A 25,015-nucleotide genomic window follows, 5' to 3' on the forward strand; every position below is an offset into this window, starting at 1 on the left:
ACCCCGCCAAGGCACCCGGGTGAGACGAATTACGCACCCTAGGATGGCACCGGCTGTCTCCTCTACGGCTGCGGTCTTCAGGCTCTTCTACCCCGCGTAGCACGTCGCCCTCGACATAGGTGGCCAAGATGACCAGCCGCACTTCGGCGAGGTGAGTGGGTCATCGCTTCCAGCCGTTGGCGGCCGCCCGGCTGATGCGGGTCGGCATCGGCCGGGCAGCAGGCTGTTTCCTGACTGGCTGTTCCGGCAACCGCCCCCTGATCGGGCAGCAGCGCAAGGCTCACACGTTCGTTTCCTGGGTTGAACACGACGTGCCTCATCGCCGGCCATGCCCTCCGCTCGACAGGTCCGGTTTCTGAGCGGGTTCACTTACTACCTCGGCAGATACGGGCTCGCCTTACCGTGCCAGCTGATGCGCAGAGTGTCGCGGGCTCGGGTGGCCGCCGCGAAGCGCAGGGAGCGCGCCTTCAATTCCTCGCGGGCGAGGCGCTTCGGATCGGTGTCGCGGTGGCGCTGGACGACGGAAGCGCGGGGGATGACGCCGTCCCGAGCACCGACGGTGGCGAGTCTCGGGTGTTCGAGGCCTTCTGACGCTTCACCAGAAACAGCGTCAGACGAGCGTCAAGAGTGCCGCCGGACCGCACCCTCAATTGGGCGACGGATGCCCGGGCCCACCCCCCTTCCTTCACGAAACCACAGATCAGCACCCTTCTCGGGCGAGCGGGGAGCGGGGAGCGGGCTACACCCGGTGGCGGTGTGGAATCAGGTGGAGGTGCAGCCCGGACGAGGCCCCTCCCCGACAAACCCGCAGGTCAGGCACCCTTGTCGGCCGGTTCAAGGATCGCCACGCACTCCACATGATGCGTCATCGGAAACAGATCGAACGCCCGCAACGTCCGCACCCGGTACCCGCCCTCCCGGAAGTACGCCAGGTCGCGTGCCAGCGCCGCCGGGTCGCACGCGACGTACGCGATGCGGCGGGCGCCGAGGCCCGTCAGGTGCTTGACGACCTGCTTGCCGGCGCCTGCGCGGGGCGGGTCGAGGACGATCAGGTCGCACTCGGTGATGCCGGTGCGCGGCAGGACCTGGTCGACTTTGCCGTGTTCGATGCGGACCCGGTCCAGGTCCTTCAGGTTGTGGCGGGCGTCCTCGACGGCGCGCTTGCCGGACTCGATGCCGAGGACGGCGCCCTTCTCGCCGATGCGCTGGCCGATGGCGCCGGCGAACAGGCCGACGCCGCAGTAGAGGTCGAGGGCCATGTCGTTCTTGCGGGGCAGGAGGCCCTGCATGACGGCGCGGACCAGAGTGTCGGCGGCCTGCGGGTGGACCTGCCAGAAGCCGCCGGAGCCGACGCGGTAGGTGCGGTCGTCGGCGCGCTCGCGGACGAAGGCACGGCCGTGCACGCGGTGGACACCGCCGTCGCGTTCGTCGACGCGCATTACCGAGACGGGCTTGTCGAGCTCGACCAGGGGCAGTCGGCCGCCGGGCCTCGGAGTGAGGATGACCTGACGGTCGTGCGAACCCGTGGCGGCGATGGCCTCCACCGAGGCCATGCCGGGCCAGTCGCGCTTCTCGATGCCGAGCTCCGTGACGCCGGGGGCCGCGATCAGGCAGCGCTCGACGGGCTCCACGTCGTGCGAGCGGTGCTTGCGCAGGCCGACTTTGCCGTCCTCGTCGATGGCGTACTGGACGCGGGTCCGCCAGGCGGGAACCTCGCCCGCCGGGAGTTTGTCGCCCTCGGCCGGCATGACCGTGCCGTCCCAGCCCGCCTCCTCGGGGGTGAGGCCCGCGAGGCGCTGGAGCTGTTCGGCGATCACTTCGCCCTTGAGGCGGCGCTGGGCGCCGGGCTTGGCGTGCTGCCAGTCGCAGCCGCCGCACTTGCCGGGGCCGGCGTACGGGCAGGGCGCCTCGACGCGGTCCTTGGATGCCTCGATGATCCGTACCGCGTCGGCGCGCAGGAAGCGGGAGTCGCTCTCGCCGTCGGTGACCCTGGCGATCACCTTCTCGCCGGGGAGCGTGTGCCGTACGAAGAGGACCCGGCCCTCCGAGGTGCGGGCGATGCAGTGGCCGCCGTGTGCGACGGGGCCGACCTCGACCTCGTACTCCTCCCCGACCAGCGACGACGTGGGTTCGTTCTGCATGAGGGGGTGGCTCCAGAGATCAAGGGGAAACGGCCGGACAACAACCTACGATTCTACGTGGGTGTCGTCCGACCGTTTACCACGAGCGGAAGCGGAGAGGGGCGGTCAGTTCTTGCTACTGGGTTCCTTGGGCCTGCGCTCCACCGGGCCGCGGCGCACCGAGCCCGGCGCGTTCCACTCGGCGTGCTTCCTGGCGCGCTTCTTGGCCGCCTCGGAGGACTCCAGCTGATACGGCACGGAGGTCACCATGACCCCCGGGGTGAACAGCAGCCGCCCCTTGAGGCGCAGGGCGCTCTGGTTGTGGAGGAGGTGCTCGTACCAGTGGCCGACCACGTACTCCGGGATGTACACGCTCACCACGTCGCGCGGGCTCTCCCGGCGCAGGCTCTTCACGTAGTCGATGACCGGCCGGGTCACCTCCCGGTACGGGGAGTCGAGAATCTTCAGCGGGATGTCGATGCCGCGCCGCTCCCAGTCGTCCTTGAGCGCCTTCGTCTCGGCCGGGTCGACGCTGATGGAGAGCGCCTCCAGCCGGTCCGAGCGGATCAGCTTGGCGTAGGCGAGGGCGCGCAGGGTGGGACGGTGGAGCTTGGAGACCAGGACGATCGAGTGGACCCTGGAGGGCCGGATCGTCTCGTCGGACGGGGTCTCGTCGGCGGCGATCTCCTCGGCAACCCGGTCGTAGTGCCTGCGGATCGCGGTCATCGTCGCGAAGAAGATGCACATGCCGAGCAGGGCGACCCAGGCACCGTGGGTGAACTTGGTGACCAGGACGACCACGAGGACGAGGCCGGTCAGGAAGGCACCGAAGGCGTTGATCGCGCGGGAGCGGATCATGTGGCGGCGCTTGTCGGCGTCCTTCTCGGTGCGCAGGTGGCGGTTCCAGTGGCGGACCATGCCGGTCTGGCTGAGCGTGAAGGACACGAACACGCCGACGATGTAGAGCTGGATCAGCCGGGTCGAGTCGGCGCCGTAGATGACGACGAGCAGGGCGGCCGCGCCGGCGAGCAGCACGATGCCGTTGGAGAAGGCGAGGCGGTCGCCGCGGGTGTGCAGCTGGCGCGGCAGGTAGCGGTCCTGGGCGAGGATCGAGCCGAGCACCGGGAAGCCGTTGTACGCCGTGTTCGCCGCGAGGAACAGCACCAGGGCGGTGGCCGCTGCGAGCACGATGAAGAAGAAGCTGCCGTTGCCGAAGACGGCCTCGGCGACCTGCGTGATCACCGGGTCCTGCACATAGCCGGGGCCGACCGGCACACCGCCCTTGAGCAGGTCGTGTCCAGGGTCCTCGGCCATCCGGACCTTGGTGACCAGAGCCAGGGCGATGATGCCGACGAGCATGGTGATGGCGAGCACGCCCATCATCGACAGCGTCGTCGCCGCGTTCTTGGACTTGGGCTTACGGAAGGCCGGGACGCCGTTGGAGACCGCCTCGACGCCGGTGAGCGCGGCACAGCCGGAGGAGAAGGCACGCAGCAGCAGGAAGACAAGGGCGAAGCCCGCGAGGCCCTCCTGCTCTGCCTTGATGTGGAAGCCGGCGGTGGGCGCGCGCATGGTGTCGCCGAGCACGAGAGCGCGGTAGGCGCCCCACGCGATCATGATGAAGACGCCCACGACGAACACGTACGTCGGAATCGCGAAGAGCGACCCGGACTCCTTGACGCCGCGCAGGTTCATCAGCGTCAGCAGCAGGATCACCGCGACAGCGCACAGCACCTTGTGCTCGACCACGAACGGGATCGCCGAGCCCAGGTTCTCGATGCCGGAGGTGATGGAGACGGCGACGGTGAGGACGTAGTCCACGAGCAGCGCGCTGGCGACCGTCAGGCCGGCCTTGGGGCCGAGGTTGGTGGTGGCGACCTCGTAGTCGCCGCCACCGCTCGGGTACGCGTGCACGTTCTGCCGGTACGACGCCACCACGGTGAACATCACCACCACGACCGCCAGGGCGATCCACGGGCTGAAGTGGTACGCCGACACGCCCGCGACGGACAGGACGAGCAGAACCTCGCCAGGCGCGTAGGCAACAGAGGACAGGGCGTCGGAGGCGAAGACGGGGAGGGCGATGCGCTTCGGCAGGAGCGTTTCTCCGAGCCGGTCACTGCGCAGTGCGCGCCCGATCAGGATCCGTTTGGGCACGTCGGTCAGTTTGGACACGCAGAGGATCGTAAGCGTTCCGTATGGAAGCCGCAGACGCACCACCCCCGTGGCCCCGCAATCTCCTGCACTCGGAGGAAAAAGCCACGAAATCCTTAACGGAATCCTTGCACTAGGCGTCCGCGAAAAGGGCGCTGTAACCATTCAATGCGGGCTGACCGCCGAGATGTGCGTAAAGGACGGTGGAATCGCGGGCGATCTCGCCACGTGTCACGAGGTCGATCGTCCCCGCCATCGACTTCCCCTCGTACACGGGGTCGGTGACCATTCCCTCGGTGCGGGCGGCGAGCCGCATGGCGTCGAGGGTCGTGTCGTCGGGGATGCCGTAGGTGCCCGCGTGGTAGCGCTCGTCGAGCTCGATGTCGTCCACGGTGAGCTCCCGGCGCAGCCCGATGAGCCGTGCGGTGGCCGCCGCGATCCGGGCGATCTGCTCGCGGGTACGGACGGGCTCGGCGGATGCGTCGATGCCCAGTACGCGTCGCGGGCGGGCGCCCTCCTCCTCCAGCGCGGCGAAGCCCGCGACCATGCCGGCCTGGGTGGAGCCGGTCACCGAGCAGACCACCACGGTGTCGAAGAACACGCCGAGTGCGCGTTCCTGCTCGGCGACCTCGTAGGCCCAGTTGGCGAAGCCGAGCCCGCCCAGCGGGTGGTCGGACGCGCCCGCAGGAATGGCGTACGGCCTGCCGCCGCTCTCCTCCACCTCGCGCAGCGCCTGCTCCCAGCTCTCCTTGACCCCGATGCCGAACCCGGCGCGCACCAGACGGACGTCGGCACCGGCCAGACGGCTGATCAGGATGTTGCCGACCTTGTCGTAGACGGCGTCGGGCCACTCGACCCAGCTCTCCTGGATGAGTACGCACTTCAGACCGGCGCGGGCGGCCACCGCCGCGACCTGGCGGGTGTGGTTGGACTGGACGCCGCCGATGGACACGAGGGTGTCGCAGCCCTTCGCGAGGGCGTCGGCGACGAGGTATTCGAGCTTGCGGGTCTTGTTGCCGCCGTAGGCGATGCCGGAGTTGCAGTCCTCCCGCTTGGCCCAGACCTCGGCGCCGCCGAGGTGCTCGGTGAGCCGGTCGAGCCGGTGCACGGGAGAGGGGCCGAAGAGGAGGGGGTAACGGTCGTACGAAGAGATCGAGATCGACACTGGGGCTCCCTTGGTCGGGGTGGGTGAGGTGGGGTGGGTCCGCTGGCGCTCGGAATCGCTCGGCCGGTGGGCATCGCGCGTTGCGGGCTACTCGAACGGTTCGTCGGCCAGCTCTTCGAGCGCCCGCCAGATCTCGGCGGTGATCCGGACCGCGGCTTCGGCGTCACGCGCCGCGCACGCCTCGATCAGCTGATCGTGCAGTTCTGCGGAGCCGTGCGCGGAGCCGGCCGTGCCGAACTGCCGCCATTCCAGACGCCGGATCAAGGGCGTGTAGCGCTCGACGGTGGCGTCCACGGCCCGGTTGCCGCAGGCGGTGACGAGGACGTCGTGGAGCCGGTCGTCGGCGCGCAGCGCCTCCGCCACGTCGCCACGGTCGGCCGCTTTCCGGAACCGGTCGTTGGCCGCGCGCATCACAGTGATGTCCGCGTCCGTCAGGTGGGGTACGGCGGTCCTGGCCGCCAGTTCCTGCATGGCCCGTACGACGGCCGCGGCGTCCCGGACGTCGCCCGGCACCAGCCGGGTCACCCGGGTGTAGCTCTGCGGCTTGGACTCGACGAGGCCCTCACCGGTGAGCCGGGACAGTGCGTCGCGGACCGGGGCCCGGGAGAGTCCGAGGCGTTCGGCGAGGTCGGCGTCGCGGACGGGGGCTCCGGGCGGGATGTCGCCGCGGACGATGGCGTCGCGGATCGCTTCGTAGGCGGTGTCCCGCAACAGGGTCCGCCGGACGGGGCGCAGGGTCTCCATGGACTGACATGTTAGATGTCTGTGCGCTCCGTACTCAAGGGTCCGTCCAGTAGGTCACGCGGGGGTCGTCCGATGGGTTCGCCTCATGCGCTTCACGGATACGTCCGGGGGTGGGTCGCCTCGCGAGTTCACCCGTCGGCGGCCGCGATCGGCGGTCTTCGCCGTCCACCGCGCGGGGCACGGCGAAAGCGCAGTCGGATGAGGCTTCGCACTTCGGGCCGCATAAGCTCATCCTGGGCAACGGGACACACCGTTGCCCCGTTGTTTGCCCGGCAAGCTGAGAAAGAAGTGTGAGCAGGGTGTTTTCGCAGGTCAGCCGGACAACCAGGACTGCGAGGTAGGCGCAAGGTGCACATCGTCATCATGGGCTGCGGGCGAGTAGGAGCCGCTCTCGCGCAGACCCTGGAGCAGCAGGGGCACACGGTCGCCGTCGTCGACCAGGACCCGACGGCCTTCCGCCGTCTCGGGTCCGGATTCGGCGGACGGCGCGTCACGGGTGTCGGCTTCGACCAGGACACCCTCCGCGAGGCGGGTATCGAGGAGGCCGGTGCGTTCGCCGCGGTGAGCAGCGGCGACAACTCGAACATCATCGCCGCCCGGGTGGCCCGCGAGATGTTCGGCATCGAGAATGTCGCGGCGCGGATCTACGACCCCCGGCGTGCCGAGGTCTACCAGCGTCTCGGTATCCCCACGGTCGCCACCGTGCGCTGGACCGCGGACCAGATGCTGCGGCGGCTGCTGCCTTCCGGCGCCGAGCCGCTGTGGCGGGATCCGAGCGGCGGCGTGCAGCTCGCGGAGGTGCACACCACCCCGTCCTGGATCGGCCACAAGATCAGCACGCTGCAGGAGGAGACGGGCGTCCGCGTGGCGTTCCTCACCCGGCTGGGCGAAGCCATACTGCCCACCTCGCAGACGGTGCTGCAGGAGGGCGACCTGGTCCACGTGATGATGCGTACGGACGAGATCGCGAAGGTCGAGGCGGCCTTCGCCGAGGGTCCTGAGGAGGGCGGTCACTGATGCGCGTCGCAATTGCCGGGGCCGGTGCGGTGGGCCGTTCCATCGCGGGCGAGCTGCTGGAGAACGGGCACGAGGTGCTGCTCGTCGACAAGGCACCGACCGCCATCTCGGTGGAGCGGGTGCCGATGGCCGAGTGGCTGCTGGCGGACGCCTGCGAGATCACCTCGCTCGACGAGGCGGCGCTGCAACGCTGCAACGTCGTGATCGCCGCGACCGGCGACGACAAGGTGAACCTGGTCGTCTCGCTGCTCGCCAAGACGGAGTACGGCGTGCCGAGGGTCGTCGCCCGGGTCAACAACCCGAAGAACGAGTGGCTGTTCAACGAGGCCTGGGGCGTCGATGTCGCGGTCTCGACGCCTCGCCTGATGTCGGCCCTGGTCGAGGAGGCGGTGAGCGTCGGCGATCTGGTGCGGCTGCTGCGCTTCAGTCACGGTGACGCCAACCTGGTCGAGCTGACGCTGCCCCCGGAGTCGGCGCTGGCCGGCACCCAGGTCGGCGAAGTGGCCTGGCCCGAGGACACCTCGCTGGTCACCATCATCCGCGGGCAGCGGGTTCTCACGCCGAGCACCGAGGAGACCCTGGAAGCCGGCGACGAGCTGCTGTTCGTAGCCGCGCAGGCACGCGAGGAGCAGCTGGAGGACCTGCTGTCGGTACGCCGGGGCGACTCGGACGACTGATCCACAAGGCGTGCATCAGGGCAGAGGTACGGGAGGGGCCCGGAACCGTGTGACACGGTTCCGGGCCCCTCCCGTACGCCTCGGGACTCCCGTACGTCTCAGAACTCCTGGTTGCGCGCCACGGCGGCCGCTGCCGCCTCGGCCGCCTTACGGTCCTTCTCCGCCTGCTCCTCGGCCTCCATCTCGGCGAAGACGTCGATGGGCGGCGGAGCCTTGGCGAGGAAGACCCAGGTCAGATAGACCGCGAGCAGGAACGGCGGGATCTTCAGGGCGACCAGGATCCAGCCGAGCTGCGTGGTGTCGGCCCACCAGTACAGCGGGAAGAGGATCGCGCACTTGGCGAGCAGGATCAGGCCCCAGGCGTAGCTGGCCTTGGCGTACGCCTTCTTACGGCCGGGGTTCCTGGTGCGCCAGGAGAGGTTCTCCTTGAACACCGGCCCCAGGATCAGACCGATCAGCGGCACCCCGGCAAGGGTGGTGATCAGGTAGGCGAGGGCCAGACCGAGCGTGTAGAGCATGCCCGGCAGATAGAAGTCCTTGGCGTTGCCCGTCATCATCGCGAAGACCACGCCGAAGGCCACACCGAAGACGCCGCTGAAGGCGTGCTTGACGGTGTCCTTCCGGATCAGCCGCACGGCGACGAGGATCAGGGACACCGCCAGGGCCGCGATGGCCGAGCTGTGCAGATCCTTGTTGATCGTGAAGATGGTGACGAACAGCAGCCCGGGAAGGACCGTCTCCACCATGCCCCGGACACCGCCGAAGGCCTCGAAGAGCGCGGCCTCGGTGACCGCCTTCGCTTCGGCCTCCTGCTGGTCGGTGCGGGTGGTGCGGTCCGTGTCGGACGTCGGCTTGTCGAGAGACGTCACCGGCTACTCCTTGCCGAGCGGTCGGAGTTCGTATTTGGGATTGAACAGCACCCGGCGTCCGTGACTCATGGCGATCCGGCCCGAGGCGATGAGCTTGCGGCCCGGTTCTATGCCCACGATGGAGCGCCGGCCCAGCCAGACAACGTCCAGCGGCGCGGTGCCGTCGAAGAGCTCGGCCTCCAGGGCGGGCACTCCGGCGCGCGGCCGCAGGGTGACGGTCCGCAAGGTACCAGTCACCTTCACGATCTGGCGGTCGGTGCATTCGGAGATCCGCGTGCAGCCCGAGGCCTGCGAGTCCTCCTGCAGCTCCTCGGACTCGAGGTCCTCCTGGGAGCTGGAAAGCCGGTCGAGCATCCGACGGAAGCGGCCGGACGGCTTTTCCGCCTTGCCGGACTTGTCGGATCGAGGAACAGCACTCATACCCGAAGGGTACCGGTCCCGGCTGCTCCGAGCGGGTGCCTCCGGTCTCACTCGAACGAGTGGCCGGACATAGGGCGCGAAAGGCGGCCCGCCACCCGTGCGGGTCACGGAGGACGGCCCGCCCAGCCTGCTGTCCGGCCCTGCCGCCCGTTCAGCCGCGCTCGAAGCGGTACCCCATGCCCGGTTCGGTGACGAAGTGCCGGGGGTGCGAGGGGTCGGCCTCCAGTTTGCGCCGCAGCTGGGCCATGTAGACCCGCAGATAGTTGGTCTCGGTGCCGTACGAGGGCCCCCAGACCTCCTGGAGCAGCTGCTTCTGGCTGACCAGTCGGCCGCTGTTGCGGACCAGGACCTCCAGCAGGTGCCACTCGGTGGGGGTGAGCCGTACGTCGCGCCCCTCGCGGTGGACCTTCTTGGCCGCCAGGTCGACGGTGAACCCCTCGGTCTCGACGATCACGATGTCGTCGGAGCCCTGCTGCCCGACGGGCTCGGCGCGGCGGACCGAGGCGCGCAGCCGGGCCAGCAGCTCGTCCATGCCGAACGGCTTGGTGACGTAGTCGTCCGCGCCGGCGTCCAGCGCCTCCACCTTCTCGTCGGAGGTGTGACGGGCGGACAGCACGAGAATCGGCACCCGGGTCCAGCCGCGCAGCCCCTTGATCACCTCGACGCCGTCCATGTCCGGCAGCCCGAGGTCGAGGACGACGACGTCGGGGTGGCGGGCGGCGGCGAGCTGGAGGGCGGTCGCGCCGTCGGGCGCCGCGTCCACCTCGTACTTGCGCGCCTTCAGGTTGATCACGAGGGCGCGTACGATCTGCGGCTCGTCGTCGACCACAAGCACCCGGGTCATGGGGGCCCTGCCTTTCTGCTGTACGGCGATCTCCCGGGAGGTACCGGAGATCATGAGGTGAACTGCGTGATCATGCGGTGAACCGCGTGCTCACGGAGATGGTCCGCGCGGTCATGAGGTGTCCCGCGTGGTCATGAGGTGACCCGCGCGGGCAGGCCGGGGCTGACCGGAACGTATCCCGACGCCGCCTTGAGGGTCAGGACCATGGTGAGGCCGCCGCCGGGAGTGTCCTCGGCGTCCAGCGTGCCGCCCATGGACTCCACGAAACCGCGGGCCACGGCGAGCCCCAGCCCGACGCCCGCGCCGCGCGGGGCGTCGCCGTAGCGCTGGAAGGGCTCGAAGATGCGCTCCTTGGCCTCGTCGGGGACGCCGGGGCCGCGGTCGGCCACCCGTAGCTCGACGCGTCCGCCGAGTGCGCTGGCGGCCACGGTGACGCGTTCCGCGTAGCGGCTGTACTTCACGGCGTTCTCGACGATGTTGGCGACGGCCCGCTCGAGCAGCCCGGGATCGACCTCGACCATCGGCAGGGTCTCGGGGATGTCCAGGTCGACGCTGTCCTCGGGGACACCGCCGAGCGCCATCGGGACCACCTCGTCGAGGTCGATCTCGCGGATCAGCGGGTTGACGGTGCCGGTCTGGAGCCTGGACATGTCCAGGAGGTTGCCCACGAGGTGGTCGAGGCGGTCGGCGCCGTTCTCGATGCCCTCCAGGAGTTCGGCCTGGTCCTCGTCGGACCAGGCGACGTCGTCGGAGCGCAGGGAGCTGACGGCGGCCTTGATGGCGGCGAGCGGGGTGCGCAGATCATGGCTGACGGCGGCGAGCAGCGCCGTCCTGATCCGGTTGCCCTCGGCGAGCCGCCGGGCCTCCTCCGCCTCGTCGACCAGGCGCTCCCGCTCCAGTACGACGGCGGCCTGTGCGGCGAACGCGCCGAGCACCCGCCGGTCCTCGGCGGGCAGCACCCGCCCGGAGAGCGCCAGTGCCATGTGGTCGCCGACGGGCATGTCCACGTCGGCGTCCTCCGGCCGGGCCACCGGGCCCGGCCCGACGCTCCCGGCGCATGTCCACGGGTCGACGTCGCTCTCGCGTTCCAGCAGCGCGACGGACTCCATGCCGAAGGTCTCGCGGACCCGGTCGAGGAGGGCGTCCAGCGTCGTCTCGCCGCGCAGCACACTGCCCGCCAGGAACGAGAGGATCTCCGACTCGGCGCGCAGCCGGGCCGCCTGATGGGTGCGGCGGGCCGCCAGATCCACGACCGAGGCGACCGAGACCCCCACCGCGAAGAAGATCAAGATGGCGACGAAGTTCTCCGGGTCCTGCACCGTCAGGGTGTGGGTGGGCGGGGTGAACCAGTAGTTCAGCAGCAGCGAGCCCGCGGCGGCCGACGCGAGGGCGGGCAGCAGTCCGCCGATCAGGGCCGCGGCGACCGTCATGAAGAGGTAGAGCAGTACGTCGTTGGCGAGCCCCGGGCCGTTGCCCAGGTGGGTCAGGAGCAGCGTGAGGAGGGCCGGGCCGCCCACCCCGACCAGCCAGCCCCAGATGATCCGGACCCGGCCCAGCCGGGCGCCGCGGGCGATGGGCAGGCCGCGCCCCTTGGCGACCTCTTCATGGGTGACGATGTGGACGTCGAGGTCGGGCCCGGAGTCGCGGGCGACGGTGGCGCCCACCCCGGGCCCGTAGATGTACTGCCAGGCTTTGCGGCGGCTGGAGCCGAGGACGATCTGGGTGGCGTTCACCCCACGGGCGAATTCGAGGAGCGCCGAGGGTATGTCGTCGCCGATGACGTGGTGGAAGGTGCCGCCGAGGTCCTCCACGAGGGTGCGCTGGACGGTGAGTTCCTTGGGCGACGCGGAGGTCAGCCCGTCGCTGCGGGCGATGTAGACGGCGAGGATCTCGCTGCCCGATCCCTTGGCCGCCATCCGGGACGCGCGGCGGATGAGCGTACGGCCCTCGGGGCCGCCGGTGAGTCCGACGACGATGCGTTCGCGGGCCTGCCAGGTGGTGCGGATGTTGTGCTCGCCGCGGTACTGCTGGAGGTATTCGTCGACCCGGTCGGCGACCCATAGCAGGGCCAGCTCGCGCAGGGCGGTCAGGTTGCCGGGGCGGAAGTAGTTGGACAGCGAGGCGTCGATCCGGTCCGGCTTGTAGATGTTGCCGTGGGCCATCCGGCGGCGCAGCGCCTGTGGCGACATGTCGACGAGTTCGAGCTGGTCGGCCCGGCGGACGACCTCGTCGGGGACGGTCTCGCGCTGCCGAACGCCGGTTATCGCCTCGACGACGTCACCGAGCGACTCCAGGTGCTGGATGTTGACGGTGGACACCACGTCGATGCCGGCCTGGAGGAGTTCCTCGACGTCCTGCCAGCGTTTGGCGTTGCGGGAGCCCGGCACGTTGGTGTGCGCCAGTTCGTCCACCAGGGCGACGGCGGGGGCGCGCTCCAGGACCGCGTCGACGTCCATCTCGGTGAAGGCGGCGGAGCGGTACTCGATCTCGCGGCGCCGGACCTGCTCCAGGCCGTGCAGCATCACCTCGGTGCGCGGCCGGTCGTGGTGCTCCACGAAGGCGACGACGCAGTCGGTGCCCCGCTCCACCCGTCGATGGGCCTCGGAGAGCATCGCGTACGTCTTGCCGACGCCGGGTGCCGCACCCAGGTAGATCCGAAGCTTGCCGCGTGCCATGGCCCCATTGTCTTCTCTTGAACCCGGCTGCGTCCGATGTGGCAGCCGCTTCGAAGCTACCCCGCGAATTGTCGACAAATGGGGCGGCGGGTGGGGTGAGGGACCGAATTGACAGGATTCTGACGCCGAGGACGGGCCGCTGGCGCCCCCGGAAGGCTCCCGCGGCCCCGCTCGCTACGCGTGCTCGACGATGTGGCCGTCGCTCAGCTCCAGCACCCGGTCCGCCAGCCCCAGCAGCTGGGCGTCGTGCGTCGCCACCAGCGCGGTGACGCCCTCGCTCCGCACCACCGCCCGTAGCAGCTCCATCACCGCGAGTCCGGTCTCCGCGTCGAGCTGTCCGGTCGGCTCGTCCGCGATCAGCAGGGCGGGCCGGTTGGCGAGTGCGCGGGCGATGGCGACGCGCTGCTGCTGGCCCCCGGAGAGCTCGCCCGGGCGCTGGGCGGCGTGGTCGGCGAGGCCGACCAGGGAGAGCAGCAGTGCCACCCGGTCCTCGCGCTCGCGCGGGTCCGCCTTGCGCAGCCGCATGGGCACGCCGACGTTCTCCGCCGCGGTCAGGATCGGTATGAGGCCGAACGACTGGAAGATGAAGCCGATCCGTTCCCGGCGCAGTTCCAGGAGTCCGTCCTCGCCGAGTTCGGCGAGGTCCGTGCCGTCGACGGTGATCCGGCCGCCGTCGGGGCTGTCGAGCCCGCCGAGCAGGTTGAGGAGGGTCGTCTTGCCCGAGCCCGAGCGGCCCTTGAGCGCGACCAGCTCACCGCGCGGCACCTCGAAGGACACCCCGCGCAGCGCGTGCACCGCTCCGGCGCCGGATCCGTACGAACGGTGCAGGTCCTCGACCCGGACCATGGGTCCGCCGGCCCGTTCCTCCGCGACCGCGGTACCGCCCTGTCCGTCGACGCCCGCCCGGTCGGTGCTCTCGGTCATGTCTCTCCCCGTAAACGTGCTCGGTCCCCGTAGGCCGCCAGTATGTGCAATGCGCACAGCGCTGGACAATGGCCGACGGCTGTCGGCCCCCGGCCGACCGGACGCCGATGTGGCGGCCGTGCCGCGCCGCCCTGCGAAGTGCTACCGCTTCCCGACAACTTCACGACAACTTTCTGACACCGGCCGACCAGCCTGGCCGACGTCCGGGCCGGCGGGGCGAGCGCCCCGTCCTGACCGTCCGGACCGTCTCGAAAGGGTGCGTATGACGTCACGCAGGAGCCTTCCCCGGCTGGCGGCCGCGGTTCTCGGGGTATCCCTGACCCTGTCCGCGGTCCCCGCCGCCACCGCGGACACCCGGTCCCCCACGGCCCCTACCGCCCCCACCGTCTCCGAGCAGCAGGTCATGCCCCACCTGCGCGCCCTCCAGCGCATCGCGGACCGCAACGGCGGCAACCGCGCGCACGGCACTAAGGGGTACGCGGAGTCGGTGGCGTACGTGAAACGCGCCCTGGACCGGGCCGGATTCCGTACGAAGCTGGTCCCCTTCACCCATGACGGCGCCGCAGGCAACAACCTGATCGCCGACTGGCCGGGCGGCGACCCGGACCATGTGCTGATGACCGGCGCCCACCTCGACAGCGTGAAGGAGGGTCCGGGGATCAACGACAACGGCTCGGGGTCGGCCGCGGTCCTGGCCACCGCACTCCAGGTGGCCAGGACCGGCCTGAAGCCCGAACGGCACCTGCGGTTCGCGTGGTGGGGCGCCGAGGAGCCGGGCTGATCGGCTCGGCGGAGTACGTCAGGAAGCTCTCCGCCGCCGAGCGCCGCAGGATCGACGTCTACCTCAACTTCGATCAGGCAGGCAGCAGGAACACCCGGCAGTGGCTCGTGATCCACGACGACGAGCACGGTGAGACGGAGGCCCAGCAGGCGTTCGAGGCATGGTTCGCCGAGCGGGACATCCCCACCTTCGACATCGGCGTCGGCGGCTCGGACCACGAGTCGTTCGGCAACGCGGGCATCCCGTCCTCCGGCTTCAGCACCGGCATCTCGGACTGCATCCACGAGGCGTGCGACGACCTCTCCAACGTGGATCCGGAGACGGAACGGACCAGCACCGACGCCCTCGTCGGCGTGCTGTGGAAACTCGCCGCCACCACACCCCGGCACTGACCGGCCGCCCCAGGAATCGAGACATGCGCAGACTGCCGAACCACCGCCGCACAACCGCCGCCCTCGCGGCCGCCGTCGTGAGCGGCATCGTACTGACCGCGCTCCCCGCCTCGGCCGCCGTTCCCGCCTCGGCCACCACCGGCGCACCGGGTCTCGGCGACCCGTACTTCCCCGACGACGGCAATCCCGGGTACGACGTCTCCCACTACGACGTCCGCATCGCCTACGACCCGGCGCACACCGACCGGCTCGACGGCGACACCACCGTCACCGCCCGCGCCCTGACCCGTCTGGACCGGTTCAGCCTGGACCTCAAGGGCTTCACCGTCGCATCGGTCGAGGTCGACGGCGTCCCGGCGAAGGCGGTCTCCCGTTCCGGCGCCCATGAACTGGTCATCACCCCGGCCCGCCCGGTGGCCAAGGGCACCACTTTCAGGACCCGGGTGAAGTATGCGGGCCGACCCGACCCCGAGGGCTGGCACACGCTGCGGACCGGCGGCGCGAACGTGGCGGGCGAACCGCACTCCGCGACCTCCTGGTACCCCGCCAACGACCACCCGTCCGACAAGGCCACCTTCGCCCTCACGGCGACGGTCCCCAACGGCTGGACGGCCATCGGCAACGGCCTGCCCGGCCCTTCGAGCGTCAAGGACGGCAGCAGGACCTTCCGCTGGTTCGAGAACCGGCCGATGGCCACCTACCTCAGCACGGTCGCCATCGACCGGTTCACCGTCCACCGCGGCCGGACCGCCGCCGGGACACCGGTCATCACGGCGTACAGCCCGGATGCCGTCATCGACGCCGAGGCGGAGGCCCAGCAGACGGAGATCCTGGACTTCCTGGCCGCGAAGTTCGGCCCGTACCCGTTCTCCTCCGCGGGCGCCATCGTCGTCGGGGCCGCCGAAGGACCTTCCGACGGCCCCCTCGCCCTGGAGACACAGAGCCGCCCCACCTACGGCGCCATGCTCTTCGACGCCTCGATGGTCCACGAGAACACCCACCAGTGGTTCGGTGACAGCGTCTCGTTCAAGGACTGGCGGGACGGCTGCGTCGCCGAGTGCTTCGCCCAGTACGCGGGGCAGTTGTGGGAGGAGCACAAGGGCGCCGACCTGGACCGGGACTACTACCGGTCCGAGGTGGAGGAGTACGCCGACGACCCGTCGTTCTGGTCCGTCAGGCTCTACGACCCGGGACCGGGCCGGGAGCTGGACCCGGCCCTGTACTCCAAGGGCTCGCTGATGCTGCACGCCCTGCGCCGCACGGTGGGCGACGAGGCGTTCTTCCGGACGCTGCGGACCTGGACCCGCGAGCACGCGTACGGCAATGCCTCGTTCCGGCAGTTCGAGGAGCTGGCGGCGAAGGTCTCGGGCAAGGACCTCAAGGGCTTCTTCGCGGCGTGGGTGGACGGCACGGTGGTCCCGCCGCGGAAGTACCTGTACCCCGGCACCCTGGGCACCCCGGCCCGGTGAACAGGCGTGGCGGGGCGCCGGGTCGGGCCCCGGCGCCCCGCCACGCGGCTTCCTCGGCCCTCACTTCACCAGTTCCCCGAGGGCGATGTTGAGCTGGAGGACATTGACCCTCGGCTCCCCCACGAAGCCCAGGATCCGGCCGTCCGTGTGCTGCTCGACGAGCTTCTCCACCTGGCCGACGGAGAGGTGGTTCCGCTCGGCCACCCGGCGCACCTGGAGCTGCGCGTACGCCGGGGAGATGGCCGGGTCGAGGCCGGAGCCGGAGGAGGTGACGGCGTCGGCCGGCACGTCCGAGGAGCTGACCGGGTGGCCGGGGACGGAGTTGTCCTTGACCACGGCGGCCTTGGCGGCCGTCACCCAGTCGATGAGTTCCTTGTTGTCGCCGGAGCGGTTGGTCGCACCGGAGAGGATCAGCTTGTACTGGTTGTTGACGCTGTTGGTGCCCAGGCCGTTGGAGGGGCGCGGCTGGAACCACTTGAGGTCCGGGGCCGCGGTCTCCTGCCCCTTCTTCAGCGGCAGGTCGTAGCGCTGGCCGATGAGTTCGGAGCCGACGACCTTGCCGTTCGCGGTGATCTCGGAGCCGTTGGCCTGGTGGGGGAAGACGCCCTGGGCGACGCCGGTGACGGCGAGCGGGTAGAGCACGCCGCAGACGACGGTGAGGACGAGCAGGGCGCGCAGCCCGGCCCAGAGCAACCGGGCTGTGTTTGTCAGGGAGTTGTTCATGGCAGGTCAGCCGATTCCTAAATTCAGTTCAGCCCGGGTACGAGGGAGATGACCATGTCGATGATCTTGATGCCGATGAACGGGGCGACCAGACCGCCGAGTCCGTAGATCCCGAGGTTGCGCCGGAGCATCGAGTCGGCGCTGCTGGGCCGGTAGCGCACGCCCTTCAGGGCGAGCGGCACCAGCGCGACGATGATCAGCGCGTTGAAGATCACTGCCGACAGGATCGCGGACTGGGGCGAGGACAGCTGCATGATGTTGAGCTTGTCCAGGCCCGGATAGACCACCGCGAACATCGCGGGGATGATCGCGAAGTACTTCGCGACGTCGTTGGCGATCGAGAACGTCGTCAGGGCGCCACGGGTGATGAGCAGCTGCTTGCCGATCTCGACGATCTCGATCAGCTTCGTGGGGTTGGAGTCCAGGTCCACCATGTTCCCGGCCTCCTTGGCGGCCGAGGTGCCGGTGTTCATGGCCACGCCGACATCCGCCTGGGCGAGCGCCGGGGCGTCGTTCGTGCCGTCCCCGGTCATCGCGACGAGCTTGCCGCCCGCCTGCTCCCGCTTGATGAGGGCCATCTTGTCCTCGGGCGTGGCCTCGGCGAGGAAGTCGTCGACGCCGGCCTCATCGGCGATGGCCTTCGCGGTCAGCGGGTTGTCGCCGGTGATCATGACCGTACGGATGCCCATCCGGCGCAGCTCGTCGAACCGCTCCCGCATGCCCTCCTTGACGACGTCCTTGAGGTGGATGACACCGAGGACCCGGGCCCCCCGCCCGTCCTCCAGGGCCACCAGCAGCGGTGTGCCGCCCGCCTCGGAGATCCTGTCGGTGAGTGCCTGCGCCTCCTGCGCGACGGTGCCGCCGCGCTCCTCGACCCAGGCGAGGACCGAGCCGGTGGCGCCCTTGCGGACCTTGCGCCCGTCCACGTCGACGCCGGACATGCGCGTCTGGGCGGTGAACGCGACCCACTCGGCCTGCCGCAGCTCACCCTGGTGGCGCTCGCGCAGCCCGTACTTCTCCTTGGCGAGCACGACGATCGAGCGGCCCTCCGGCGTCTCGTCGGCCAGCGAGGAGAGCTGGGCCGCGTCGGCCAGTTCGGCCTCCGTCGTGCCCTTGACGGGTACGAACTCGGCGGCCTGCCGGTTGCCGAGCGTGATGGTGCCGGTCTTGTCGAGCAGCAGTGTCGACACGTCACCGGCGGCCTCGACGGCCCGCCCCGACATGGCGAGGACATTGCGCTGCACGAGGCGGTCCATGCCGGCGATGCCGATCGCGGAGAGCAGTGCGCCGATCGTCGTCGGGATCAGGCAGACCAGCAGCGCGGTCAGCACGATCATCGACTGCCGCTGCCCGGCGTAGATCGCGAAGGGCTGGAGGGTGACGACGGCGAGCAGGAAGACGATGGTGAGGGACGCGAGGAGAATGTTCAGCGCGATCTCGTTGGGCGTCTTCTGCCGGGCGGCGCCCTCGACCAGGGCGATCATCCGGTCGATGAACGTCTCGCCGGGCTTGGTGGTGATCTTGACGACGATGCGGTCGGAGAGCACCTTCGTACCCCCGGTGACGGCGCTGCGGTCACCGCCGGACTCCCGGATGACGGGCGCGGACTCGCCGGTGATCGCCGATTCGTCGACGCTCGCGACGCCCTCGACGACGTCTCCGTCGCCGGGGATGATGTCACCGGCCTCGCAGACCACCAGGTCGCCGACGCGCAGCTCGGTGCCGGGCACCCGCTCCTCGTTCCTGCCGATCAGCCGCCGGGCGACGGTGTCGGTCTTGGCCTTGCGCAGCGTGTCGGCCTGCGCCTTGCCGCGGCCCTCGGCGACCGCCTCCGCCAGGTTGGCGAAGATCGTGGTCAGCCAGAGCCAGGCCGCGATCGCCCAGCCGAACCACTCCCCCGGGTCCAGGCACGCCAGCACGGTGGTGAACACCGAACCGATCAGCACGACGAACATGACCGGGGACTTGACCATCACCCGGGGGTCGAGCTTGCGTACGGCGTCGGGGAAGGACCGGATCAGCTGCGCGGGATCGAACAGGCCCGCGCCGACGCGCCCTTCGCTCTGGTGACCCGTGGGCGCGTCCTGGTGCGGTGCCCGGGTGGGGGTGACAGTGGACATCGAGTCCTCTTGCTCCGTACGAGTGGTCATGACGCCAGCCCTTCGGCCAGCGGCCCCAGCGCCAGGGCCGGGAAGTAGGTCAGCCCGGTGATGATCAGGATCGTGCCGACCAGCAGTCCGCTGAACAGCGGCTTGTGCGTGCCCAGGGTTCCCACGGTCGCCGGTACGGGTTTCTGCTCGGCGAGCGAGCCGGCCAGCGCCAGGATGAACACCATCGGCAGGAACCGGCCGAGCAGCATCGCGAGACCGATCGTGGTGTTGAACCACTGCGTGTCCGCGTTGAGCCCGGCGAACGCCGAACCGTTGTTGTTCGCGCCCGAGGTGTAGGCGTAGAGGATTTCGGAGAATCCGTGTGCGCCGGTGTTGGTCATCGAGTGGGGCGGGGTGGGCAGCGCCATCGCGGCGGCGGTGAAGCAGAGCACCAGAGCCGGGGTGATCAGGATGTAGCAGGCCGCGAGCTTGATCTCCCGGGTGCCGATCTTCTTCCCCAGGTACTCCGGCGTGCGGCCGACCATCAGCCCGGCGATGAACACCGCGATGATCGCCATGACGAGCATGCCGTAGAGGCCGGAACCGACACCTCCGGGCGCGATCTCGCCGAGCTGCATGCCCAGCATCGTGATCCCGCCGCCGAATCCCGTGTACGAGTCGTGGAAGGAGTTCACCGCACCGGTGGAGGTGAGCGTCGTGGCCACCGCGAAGATCGACGAGCCGGCGATCCCGAACCGGGTCTCCTTGCCCTCCATCGCCCCGCCCGCGATCTCGAACGCGGGCCCGTGGTGGGCGAATTCGGTCCACATCATCAGGGTGGTGAAGCCCAGCCAGATGACGCCCATCGTCGCGAGGATCGCGTAACCCTGCTTGAGCGAGCCGACCATCCGGCCGAAGGTCCGCGTCATCGCGAAGGGGATGACCAGGATCAGGAAGATCTCCAGCAGGTTGGACAGCCCATTGGGGTTCTCGAACGGGTGGGCCGAGTTGGCGTTGAAGTAGCCGCCGCCGTTCGTGCCCAGCTCCTTGATGGCCTCCTGGGAGGCCACGGCGCCGCCGTTCCACTGCTGCGAGCCGCCCATGAACTGCCCGACCTCGTGGATGCCGGCGAAGTTCTGGATCGCGCCGCAGGCCACCAGCAGCAGCGCGCCGACCACGGCGATCGGCAGCAGGATCCGTACGGTGCCGCGCACCAGGTCGGACCAGAAGTTGCCGAGTTCTCCGGTGCGGGACCTGGCGAAGCCGCGTACGAGGGCCACCGCCACGGCCATGCCGACGGCGGCCGAGACGAAGTTCTGCACGGCGAGGCCGCCGGTCTGCACGACGTGGCCCATGGCCTGTTCGCCGTAGTACGACTGCCAGTTGGTGTTGGCGACGAACGACGCCGCCGTGTTGAACGCCTGGTCCGGGTCGATCGACGCGAAGCCGAGCGAGCCGGGCAGCGAGCCCTGGAGCCGCTGCAGCAGATAGAGGAAGAGGACGCTCACCGCGGAGAAGGCGAGCACTCCGCGCAGGTACGCGGGCCAGCGCATCTGCGTGTTCGGGTCGGCTCCGACGGCCTTGTACATCCACTTCTCGACCCGGAGGTGCTTCGTCGAGGAGTAGACGCCGGCCATGTAGTCGCCGAGCGGACGGTACGCCAGCCCCAGCGCCACCACGAGCGCGAGGACCTGGAGCACACCAGCGAGGACGGGGCTCATATCGCGCTCAGAACCTCTCCGGGTACAGAAGGGCGAGGACGAGATAGCCCAGCAGGGCGACGGCCACTACCAGACCGACGATGTTCTCGGCAGTCACAGCTTCGCCACCCCCTTGGCGACGAGAGCCACCAGTGCGAAGACCGCGATCGTGGTGACGACGAAGGCCACATCGGCCATCGTGTGCTCCTAGATGAGGTACGGATTTCTCGGACCTCTTGAGCAAACCTCCCGCCGCGACCCTCCTGGCCTGCGTTGATGGCTTCCTTACGGAGAACGGCGGGCCCTTGACGGCGCATATACGTGCCCCATACGCGCCCCATACGCGCTCCCTCTGCGCGCTGTCCGGAAACCGCCCCGTACGCAGAACGGCCGGTGGGCCGCACCCCCTCGCAAGGGGATACGGCCCACCGGCCGAAGCTGTGCCGGGCGGCTGCCCGGACCCGCTCAGCGCACCTCGGTGATCTCGGGGCCGCGCTGGAGCTGTCCCATGCCACCGGAGAACTTCGAGCCCTCCTGGCTCTCCTGCTGGACCCCTTCGGGGACCATCTGGGCATCGTCGGGCAGCTTGAGGACGATCGGATCGCGCGGCGCCATAGGACCCTCGCCCCGGACGACCACGGTGTCCCGGAAGATCGTCTCCAGCAGCCCGGCGGCCTCCGGCTGCACGGCGCCCTGGCCGGAGATCACTCCGCGCAGGAACCAGCGCGGACCGTCGACGCCGACGAAGCGCACCAGCTGCACGCCATTCGCCCCGTCCGGGAGCTGTACGGGGACCTGGGCACGCAGCTCCCAGCCCAGCGGGCCCTCGACCTCGTCGATGATCCCGCCCTGCTGGGTGATGCCGGAGGCGATCTCCTCGCGGACCTCGCCCCAGATGCCCTCCTTCTTGGGCGCGGCGAAGGCCTGGAGCTGGACGGCGCTGTCGCGCAGCACCACGGTCGCGGCGACGATCGCGTCACCGGCCACCTCGACGCGCAGTTCCATGCCCTCGACGCCGGGCACGAAGATGCCGCCCAGGTCGACCCGGCCCTCGGCGGGCTGGGAGACCTCGGAGACGTCCCACGGCCCGTCCGGCCGAGGCGCCGGCGGGAGGTTCACCCGACGCGAGCCGCTGTCGGTGTCATCGAGCTCGTCGACGACCTGCTCGGCCTCGCGCGCTTCGTCCGCCACGTCCTCGGCGGAACCACTCTTCTTGCGACGTCCGAACACGTCACTGTCCTTCCCGGTCGGGTACGACCGAAGCGTAGCTGTTCCCGCCCTGGGTAATCCCGCCCCTGACGCCATCGACATCACCGGAAGCATGCCCTCCGGTGGATCCGAAGCCTCCCTCGCCGCGGGCCGAGCCGGGCAGCTCCGCCACCTCGTGGAAGCTCACTTTCTCGACCTGCTGGACGACCAGTTGGGCAATCCGGTCGAACCGCTCGAACCGCACGGGCTCTCGCGGGTCGAGGTTGATGACGATCACCTTGATCTCTCCACGGTACCCGGCATCAACCGTCCCCGGGGCATTCACCAGGGCGACTCCGCAGCGTGCGGCGAGGCCGGAGCGCGGGTGCACGAACGCGGCGTATCCGTCGGGCAGCGCGATCGAGACCCCGGTGGGCAGCACCGCCCGCTCGCCGGGGGCCAGTTCGGCGGCCTCGGTGGTCACGAGATCCGCCCCGGCGTCGCCCGGGTGTCCGTAGTCCGGAATCGGCACGTCCGGATCGACCCGGCGGATCAGTACGTCCACGGGCCGGCGCATCAGGGGTTCACCTCGAAGGCACGGGCGCGCCTGACCTGGTCCGGGTCGGCCATCGCCGCCTGGATCTCGGCCGGGCGGCCGTTCTCGATGAAGTGGTCGACCTTGACCTCGATGAAGAGGGCCTCGGCCCGGACCGCCACGGGCCCGTCCGGGCCGCCGATCCGGCCGGTCGCCCGGGAGTAGATCTTCCGGCCGTGGACCGCGGTGATCTCGGCGTCGAGGTGCAGCACGGTGTCCACCGGCACCGGACGCACGAAGTCGGTCTCCAGCCGGCCGGTCACGGCGATCACCCGCAGGAGCCAGTTCAGCGAGCCGAGCGTCTCGTCCAGCGCTGTGGTCAGAATGCCGCCGTGCGCCAGCCCCGGGGCGCCCTGATGGGCGGCCTTCACCGTGAACTCGGCGGTGACGCTGACGCCGTCACCGGCCCGCGCCTGGAGGTGCAGCCCGTGCTGCTGCCCGTCGCCGCAGCCGAAACAGTGTTCGTAGTGCGCGCCGAGGAGTTCGCCGGGGGCGGGGGCTTCGGGGTGCCGGACCGGTTTCACCGCGTCGGCCGGGGGCTTCAGAGCCGCAGATGTTCCACTCACAGGCGCAGACCTTACCCGCGCGGCTACCCGCGGGTCGCACCGTGCCAAGCTTGGGTTCATGCAGCCTTCCACCCCGCCTTTCGACGAACGACTGACCGCACCCCGTTCGTGGTGGCTCATCGCCCTTCTGGTCGGCATCGCCTGTGCGCTGATGCTGCTGCCGCTCGGCACCCTGCCGCTGCTGGCCGGCCTGGTGGGCGGCACGGCCCTGTCGGCGGTCGCGGTGAGCTCCTACGGCTCGGCCAGGATCCGGGTCGTGGCGGGCGCCCTGGTCGCCGGCGACGCGCGGATCCCCGTGACGGCGCTCGGCGAGGCCGAGGTGCTGGACGAGGAGGAAGCGCGCGCGTGGCGCTCGTACAAGGCGGACACCCGGGCGTTCATGCTGCTGCGCAGCTACATCCCGACGGCGGTCCGGGTGGAGATCACCGACCCGCAGGACCCGACCCCATACGTCTATCTCTCGACCCGCGAGCCGCAGGCCCTGGTGGCGGCGCTCACGGCCGTACGCGCCTGACCGGAGCAGGGGGTGCCCAGGCCCTCGGCGGAGCCGTCAGGGCCGTTCACAGGCCCCAGGGCTGCCGAGCGTGCGCACCACCGGACGCCTCGCGGCGGACGGCAGCCCTTATGCCTCCAGCTCTCCCGGCAGGGCCGTGCTCGGGCCCAGCTGCCGCTCCAGCGGAGGCAGCTCGGGGAGCCGGTCCCAGGGGATCTGGCGCTTGCGCAGGTCCTTCCTGACCCGTTCGGCGAGCTTTCTGGTGTCGCGCCGGTTCATCATGGCGCCGACGGCCGCGCCGATCAGGAACGGGACCAGGTTCGGCAGATCGCGTGCCATGCGCTTCGTGATCTGCTGGCGCAGCTCGCGCTTCATCTGGCCGCCCAGCGCGGCGTTGACCGTCGCGGGGTGCGCGACATCGATTCCGCGCTCCTCCGTCCAGGACGTGAGGTAGGCGGTGGAACGCTGGCCGAGGCCGCCCGGCGGGCGCTGTCCGTAGACCTCGTGCAGCTCGGCGACGAGCTTCATCTCTATCGCGGCCACACCGGTGATCTCCGCCGCCAGCTCGGCGAGCATGGCGGGCGGTACGGGCAGCATCGCCGCCGCGCCGATTCCGGCGCCGACGGTGGCGGTGCCCTTGCTCGCGCCTGCGATGAGTTTGTCGGCGAGCTCCTCCGGGCCGAGCCCGGGGAACTGCTTGCGCAGGGTTGCCAGATCGCGCACAGGGATGCGGGGAGCGTTCTCGATGATCAGGTCGGCGATATGACCGACCGCCGCCTTGGCACTCTCCCCGCCCTTGCGCACGCCCCGTTTCACTGAACTCAGACGGCCTGCCCCGGTCACGGGCTCCGTCCTGTCGACCTGTCCGGCCCTATCGGCCGCGTCGACTTCTTCGATCGCCGCGACGACCGCTTCGAGCGAGGCCGGCCGGCCTCGCTCGTCATCCCGCTCGCCCGGGGAGGGTGGCAGGGCGGACCGCTCGGCAGACGCTGTCACGCCTTCTGCCGGGCCTGTGCCGCCCTGATACGCCTCCGACGACCTCTTGCGCCGCAAGCGCCGTTTCCGGAACGGTGTGTCGCCTGCCACGGTCGGTGCGACCTAGTCGCAGTCGCGGCAGATCGGCTGGCCGTTCTTCTCGCGTGCCAGCTGGCTCCTGTGATGCACGAGGAAGCAGCTCATGCACGTGAACTCGTCGGCCTGCTTGGGCAGGACCCTCACGGCCAGTTCTTCGTTGGAAAGGTCTGCGCCGGGCAGCTCCAGTCCTTCGGCCGCGTCGAATTCGTCGACGTCGACGGCGGACGCCGTCTTGTCGCTCCGGCGAGCCTTGAGTTCTTCGAGGCTGTCCTGGTCGACGTCGTCATCGGTCTTGCGTGGGGTGTCGTAATCCGTTGCCATGTCGCTCTCCCCCT

General features: G+C 70.0%; 22 protein-coding genes and 1 pseudogene. 5 read left to right on the plus strand and 18 right to left on the minus strand.

The window, feature by feature from the left end; genetic code table 11:
* Nucleotides 1–812: 812 nt before the first annotated feature.
* The 4 genes from OHA19_RS10250 to OHA19_RS10265 form a co-directional block, all read right to left on the minus strand.
* Nucleotides 813–2,141, minus strand: coding sequence for a class I SAM-dependent RNA methyltransferase (locus tag OHA19_RS10250; RefSeq protein ID WP_405717043.1), 1,329 nt, complete (start codon nt 2,139–2,141; stop codon nt 813–815).
* Between the two features lie 105 nt (nt 2,142–2,246).
* Entirely contained in the window at nt 2,247–4,295 is a 2,049-nt protein-coding gene (locus OHA19_RS10255) for an APC family permease (protein WP_405717042.1), read from the minus strand.
* A 112-nt stretch (nt 4,296–4,407) separates the two neighbouring features.
* A complete protein-coding gene (locus tag OHA19_RS10260) occupies nt 4,408–5,433 on the minus strand; it encodes a 1-aminocyclopropane-1-carboxylate deaminase (RefSeq protein WP_405721939.1) in 1,026 nt (341 codons plus the stop codon).
* 93 nt (nt 5,434–5,526) lie between these two features.
* Nucleotides 5,527–6,183 carry a GntR family transcriptional regulator gene (locus tag OHA19_RS10265; RefSeq protein ID WP_405717041.1) on the minus strand — a complete coding sequence of 219 codons (657 nt, stop codon included), beginning with the start codon at nt 6,181–6,183 and terminating at the stop codon, nt 5,527–5,529.
* Between the two features lie 348 nt (nt 6,184–6,531).
* On the opposite strand from OHA19_RS10265, the gene OHA19_RS10270 reads away from it, so the two are divergent.
* Nucleotides 6,532–7,200, plus strand: coding sequence for a TrkA family potassium uptake protein (locus OHA19_RS10270; RefSeq protein WP_124721011.1), 669 nt, complete (start codon nt 6,532–6,534; stop codon nt 7,198–7,200).
* A complete protein-coding gene (locus OHA19_RS10275) occupies nt 7,200–7,877 on the plus strand; it encodes a TrkA family potassium uptake protein (RefSeq protein WP_189544837.1) in 678 nt (225 codons plus the stop codon). The genes OHA19_RS10270 and OHA19_RS10275 overlap by 1 nt, the downstream gene beginning before the upstream one ends.
* 98 nt (nt 7,878–7,975) lie before the next feature.
* Here the strand turns inward: OHA19_RS10275 and OHA19_RS10280 are convergent, their stop codons facing one another.
* The 5 genes from OHA19_RS10280 to OHA19_RS10300 all read right to left on the minus strand — a co-directional run bounded on the left by OHA19_RS10280 (nt 7,976) and on the right by OHA19_RS10300 (nt 13,609).
* Nucleotides 7,976–8,746, minus strand: coding sequence for a DUF3159 domain-containing protein (locus OHA19_RS10280; RefSeq protein ID WP_405717040.1), 771 nt, complete (start codon nt 8,744–8,746; stop codon nt 7,976–7,978).
* Between the two features lie 3 nt (nt 8,747–8,749).
* Nucleotides 8,750–9,166 carry an OB-fold nucleic acid binding domain-containing protein gene (locus OHA19_RS10285; RefSeq protein ID WP_405717039.1) on the minus strand — a complete coding sequence of 139 codons (417 nt, stop codon included), beginning with the start codon at nt 9,164–9,166 and terminating at the stop codon, nt 8,750–8,752.
* Nucleotides 9,167–9,317: 151 nt separating this feature from the next.
* A complete protein-coding gene (locus OHA19_RS10290) occupies nt 9,318–10,010 on the minus strand; it encodes a response regulator (protein WP_124721532.1) in 693 nt (230 codons plus the stop codon).
* Between the two features lie 131 nt (nt 10,011–10,141).
* Nucleotides 10,142–12,685, minus strand: a complete 2,544-nt coding sequence (locus OHA19_RS10295) for an ATP-binding protein (protein ID WP_405717038.1) — start codon at nt 12,683–12,685, stop codon at nt 10,142–10,144.
* Between the two features lie 174 nt (nt 12,686–12,859).
* Nucleotides 12,860–13,609 (minus strand): ABC transporter ATP-binding protein, encoded by a 750-nt coding sequence (locus tag OHA19_RS10300; RefSeq protein WP_405717037.1) that lies wholly within the window; start codon nt 13,607–13,609, stop codon nt 12,860–12,862.
* 616 nt (nt 13,610–14,225) lie between these two features.
* On the opposite strand from OHA19_RS10300, the pseudogene OHA19_RS10305 reads away from it, so the two are divergent.
* Nucleotides 14,226–14,782 (plus strand): annotated as a pseudogene (locus OHA19_RS10305) (M28 family peptidase).
* A gap of 23 nt (nt 14,783–14,805) precedes the next feature.
* A complete protein-coding gene (locus OHA19_RS10310; protein ID WP_405717035.1) occupies nt 14,806–16,251 on the plus strand; it encodes a M1 family metallopeptidase in 1,446 nt (481 codons plus the stop codon).
* 60 nt (nt 16,252–16,311) lie between these two features.
* On the opposite strand, the gene OHA19_RS10315 is transcribed toward OHA19_RS10310, so the two are convergent.
* The 7 genes from OHA19_RS10315 to OHA19_RS10345 form a co-directional block, all read right to left on the minus strand.
* Nucleotides 16,312–16,974: a potassium-transporting ATPase subunit C gene (locus OHA19_RS10315; RefSeq protein WP_405717034.1), complete on the minus strand. Its 663-nt coding sequence runs from the start codon at nt 16,972–16,974 to the stop codon at nt 16,312–16,314.
* 23 nt (nt 16,975–16,997) lie between these two features.
* Nucleotides 16,998–19,124: a potassium-transporting ATPase subunit KdpB gene (kdpB, locus tag OHA19_RS10320; protein ID WP_405717033.1), complete on the minus strand. Its 2,127-nt coding sequence runs from the start codon at nt 19,122–19,124 to the stop codon at nt 16,998–17,000.
* A complete protein-coding gene (kdpA, locus tag OHA19_RS10325; RefSeq protein WP_405717032.1) occupies nt 19,121–20,785 on the minus strand; it encodes a potassium-transporting ATPase subunit KdpA in 1,665 nt (554 codons plus the stop codon). The genes kdpB and kdpA overlap by 4 nt, the downstream gene beginning before the upstream one ends.
* 7 nt (nt 20,786–20,792) lie before the next feature.
* Nucleotides 20,793–20,882, minus strand: coding sequence for a K(+)-transporting ATPase subunit F (gene kdpF, locus OHA19_RS10330; RefSeq protein ID WP_078075662.1), 90 nt, complete (start codon nt 20,880–20,882; stop codon nt 20,793–20,795).
* Between the two features lie 347 nt (nt 20,883–21,229).
* Nucleotides 21,230–21,994 (minus strand): DUF3710 domain-containing protein, encoded by a 765-nt coding sequence (locus OHA19_RS10335; RefSeq protein ID WP_405717031.1) that lies wholly within the window; start codon nt 21,992–21,994, stop codon nt 21,230–21,232.
* A 1-nt stretch (nt 21,995) separates the two neighbouring features.
* Nucleotides 21,996–22,529, minus strand: coding sequence for a dUTP diphosphatase (dut, locus tag OHA19_RS10340; protein WP_405717030.1), 534 nt, complete (start codon nt 22,527–22,529; stop codon nt 21,996–21,998).
* Entirely contained in the window at nt 22,529–23,113 is a 585-nt protein-coding gene (locus tag OHA19_RS10345) for a PaaI family thioesterase (RefSeq protein WP_405717029.1), read from the minus strand. Before OHA19_RS10345 ends, dut begins: the two co-directional genes overlap by 1 nt.
* A gap of 58 nt (nt 23,114–23,171) precedes the next feature.
* Here OHA19_RS10345 and OHA19_RS10350 point away from each other — a divergent pair, with 58 nt between their 5' ends.
* Nucleotides 23,172–23,627 carry a DUF3093 domain-containing protein gene (locus OHA19_RS10350; protein WP_405717028.1) on the plus strand — a complete coding sequence of 152 codons (456 nt, stop codon included), beginning with the start codon at nt 23,172–23,174 and terminating at the stop codon, nt 23,625–23,627.
* Between the two features lie 108 nt (nt 23,628–23,735).
* On the opposite strand, the gene OHA19_RS10355 is transcribed toward OHA19_RS10350, so the two are convergent.
* Nucleotides 23,736–24,692: a hypothetical protein gene (locus OHA19_RS10355; RefSeq protein WP_405717027.1), complete on the minus strand. Its 957-nt coding sequence runs from the start codon at nt 24,690–24,692 to the stop codon at nt 23,736–23,738.
* Between the two features lie 12 nt (nt 24,693–24,704).
* Nucleotides 24,705–25,001, minus strand: coding sequence for a DUF4193 domain-containing protein (locus OHA19_RS10360; protein ID WP_003965732.1), 297 nt, complete (start codon nt 24,999–25,001; stop codon nt 24,705–24,707).
* Nucleotides 25,002–25,015 lie beyond the last annotated feature (14 nt).

The sequence above is a fragment of the Streptomyces sp. NBC_00012 genome (assembly GCF_045040875.1).
GTDB lineage: Bacteria > Actinomycetota > Actinomycetes > Streptomycetales > Streptomycetaceae > Streptomyces.

Excerpts from the sequence above, each read along its gene's own strand:
- kdpA (WP_405717032.1), bottom strand. The coding sequence starts at position 20,785 with ATGAGCCCCGTCCTCGCTGGTGTGCTCCAGGTCCTCGCGCTCGTGGTG.
- OHA19_RS10360 (WP_003965732.1), bottom strand. The coding sequence starts at position 25,001 with ATGGCAACGGATTACGACACCCCACGCAAGACCGATGACGACGTCGAC.
- OHA19_RS10265 (WP_405717041.1), bottom strand. The coding sequence starts at position 6,183 with ATGGAGACCCTGCGCCCCGTCCGGCGGACCCTGTTGCGGGACACCGCC.
- OHA19_RS10350 (WP_405717028.1), top strand. The coding sequence starts at position 23,172 with ATGCAGCCTTCCACCCCGCCTTTCGACGAACGACTGACCGCACCCCGT.
- dut (WP_405717030.1), bottom strand. The coding sequence starts at position 22,529 with ATGCGCCGGCCCGTGGACGTACTGATCCGCCGGGTCGATCCGGACGTG.
- OHA19_RS10275 (WP_189544837.1), top strand. The coding sequence starts at position 7,200 with ATGCGCGTCGCAATTGCCGGGGCCGGTGCGGTGGGCCGTTCCATCGCG.
- OHA19_RS10300 (WP_405717037.1), bottom strand. The coding sequence starts at position 13,609 with ATGACCGAGAGCACCGACCGGGCGGGCGTCGACGGACAGGGCGGTACC.
- OHA19_RS10315 (WP_405717034.1), bottom strand. The coding sequence starts at position 16,974 with ATGAACAACTCCCTGACAAACACAGCCCGGTTGCTCTGGGCCGGGCTG.
- OHA19_RS10310 (WP_405717035.1), top strand. The coding sequence starts at position 14,806 with ATGCGCAGACTGCCGAACCACCGCCGCACAACCGCCGCCCTCGCGGCC.
- OHA19_RS10285 (WP_405717039.1), bottom strand. The coding sequence starts at position 9,166 with ATGAGTGCTGTTCCTCGATCCGACAAGTCCGGCAAGGCGGAAAAGCCG.
- OHA19_RS10295 (WP_405717038.1), bottom strand. The coding sequence starts at position 12,685 with ATGGCACGCGGCAAGCTTCGGATCTACCTGGGTGCGGCACCCGGCGTC.
- OHA19_RS10250 (WP_405717043.1), bottom strand. The coding sequence starts at position 2,141 with ATGCAGAACGAACCCACGTCGTCGCTGGTCGGGGAGGAGTACGAGGTC.
- OHA19_RS10290 (WP_124721532.1), bottom strand. The coding sequence starts at position 10,010 with ATGACCCGGGTGCTTGTGGTCGACGACGAGCCGCAGATCGTACGCGCC.
- kdpB (WP_405717033.1), bottom strand. The coding sequence starts at position 19,124 with ATGACCACTCGTACGGAGCAAGAGGACTCGATGTCCACTGTCACCCCC.